Source organism: Kitasatospora sp. NPDC059812 (assembly GCF_042732075.1).
In the GTDB taxonomy this organism is placed as follows: domain Bacteria; phylum Actinomycetota; class Actinomycetes; order Streptomycetales; family Streptomycetaceae; genus Kitasatospora.
The window spans coordinates 1-2,014 of the sequence record NZ_JBHWIO010000180.1 but is presented as its reverse complement, the minus strand read 5'-3'; the positions used below and the strand labels follow the sequence as shown (position 1 = coordinate 2,014).

Annotated in this window: 2 protein-coding genes; one reads left to right on the top strand and one right to left on the bottom strand. The window is 37.9% G+C overall.

The genetic code is table 11. From position 1 onward, the window contains the following. Nucleotides 1-133 precede the first annotated feature (133 nt). Entirely contained in the window at nt 134-637 is a 504-nt protein-coding gene (gene tenpIN / locus ACFV6D_RS38795) for a type III toxin-antitoxin system TenpIN family toxin (RefSeq protein ID WP_052475755.1), read from the top strand. A gap of 36 nt (nt 638-673) precedes the next feature. Here tenpIN and ACFV6D_RS38790 read toward each other — a convergent pair whose 3' ends face one another. Then, nucleotides 674-1,696, bottom strand: a complete 1,023-nt coding sequence (locus tag ACFV6D_RS38790; protein ID WP_380563444.1) for a protein rep — start codon at nt 1,694-1,696, stop codon at nt 674-676. Between the last annotated feature and the right edge of the window lie 318 nt (nt 1,697-2,014).

Below are 2,014 nucleotides of genomic sequence, written 5' to 3'. Positions count from 1 at the left end.
GGTGGTAGGGAGTGCCCCACGTTAAAAAAAGAAATCCCATCGAATGATAAAAAATATGTTGTAAGATATTTCAAAAAGACCTAGTATTTTTAATAGGTCTTTTTTATTTTTTAAATCACTTAAGGGGAAAACAATGGCGAAGATAAAATTGCATCAATTAACACAAGACTTTTATGACGAACATAGCCATTTAACAGAGATAGCAGATAAAAATTCAAATGGCAATCTTGAAGACAAAGGGCGAGGTTATGGTGTTTTAATGATTGAAATAAAAGGATACCAATTCGCTATCCCTTTACGCTCCAAAATGAAACATAAAGAAAACTTTCCTACAAAGATTTACACGCAACACAATAAGAAATACAGAAAAGGATTAGACTATACAAAAGCAATAATAATTACAGATCCTCGTTTTGTCTCACATAGATCATTCAAAATTCCACAAGATGAATTTTTAAAAATTGTAAATTCAGAAAACCGTATAATCCAGTCTTTTGAAAAATATGTGAATCGTTATGTCCAAGCCTATAATACAGGGGATGAAAATATTTTAAGAAAGTACCAATTTTCAACATTGCAAAATTATCACACAGAATTAGAATGTGTTTCGAACTATTCTGAACAACAAACCTCCTAAATAGAAAAGCAGACCTTTAAGATCTGCTCTTTTTTATTAGATTATGTAAATTTTAATTCCCGGATGCCAGTAAGCCATTACCTCAAACGCTCCATTTGCAACCTCATCATCTTCTTCCTCAATCTTGACCAGATCGCCATCCTCCGCATCACCAAGGTTCAACTCTTTATGTATCTCTTTTAAAATGCCGCCGTACCCGATCAATCTACGGGCAGCCAGCGCATCATCCAAGTAAAGCACCGTGTTCAGATTGTCTTCTGTCACCTTATTGCCGCGCACAACATCCGTATCCTTAACCGGATATTTAGAGATTTCGAGAACAGCTTTTTGCTCCATCATCGCTTCCCGCACTTCGTTTTCAATCTGTTCAGCGTCAATCTTGGCTTTACCTTTCACTCGACGAATATCGACAATTGGAGTGTAATCCAATTTCATCGCCTTTTTCCAAAGGCTCGTCCACTCCGCCTGCTTAATATAATTTTTCCCAAAATAATTTTTCCTTACTGGTATCAACACATGAAAATGCGGATGGTATGTATCTTCTTCATGATTTTTGGTAATCTCTAAAGCTCTGAAAAACCCAAGAACCGAGGTATTTACTTTTTTGTACTGGAACAGTTTCCTAAAGCCTTCCATCATCTCAGAAATTTGTGGGTTCAGCCGTTCTCCCTTTACATTCCGAACCGTCAGCGTGAGAAAAATCCATCCGCAGCCATACTGCCGATTGGCTTCCTCTACGATCAACTTATTGTGATAAGCAATTTTTAACGACCTGCGCCACGCACACATCGGGCATAACCTCACTTTACAAAAATGGGCTTGATACAGTTTTAACTTGCCCGTCTCCGGGTCTCTCTTAAACGAAAGATACTCTGCACAACCAATTAGCTTTTCAGCCTTTTTGCCATAGTAAGGTGCCCCAATCTTACTCTCTAACGCTTCGTAATGCTCCGCCATGAGGTTCGTACGTCTCTTTTTCCCCTTCCAATCCCGCTTTTTACCTGTTGCGGTTTTGTCTTCGAGGATGCTATAATCGTTTTCAGATGAATAAATCAACAAAAAAACTCCTTCTGAGCTAGTTCTCTAGCATTCTATTATTTTGATTCGACACCTTAATAATAGCAGAAGGAGTTTTTACCTGTCAAAAAGCCGTTTAACCCTTGACACACAAGGCGTTGACCTGATTTTGAAAAATGATGTTGTTTCTATATAGTATCAAGATAAGAAAAGACCCGATTTCGGCTTCGCCAAAATCGAAAATGTACGGGTGTATACAGCCGGCTTTTTTAAAAGCTAAAACATGAAGATCAAAACCATTCTTCCCCCGTAGGGGGGAGATTTTTTTTGAAATTTCATCATTTCAGTCTCCATACGACC

Coding starts and splice junctions, on each gene's coding strand:
- tenpIN (WP_052475755.1), top strand. CDS start 134: ATGGCGAAGATAAAATTGCATCAATTAACACAAGACTTTTATGACGAA.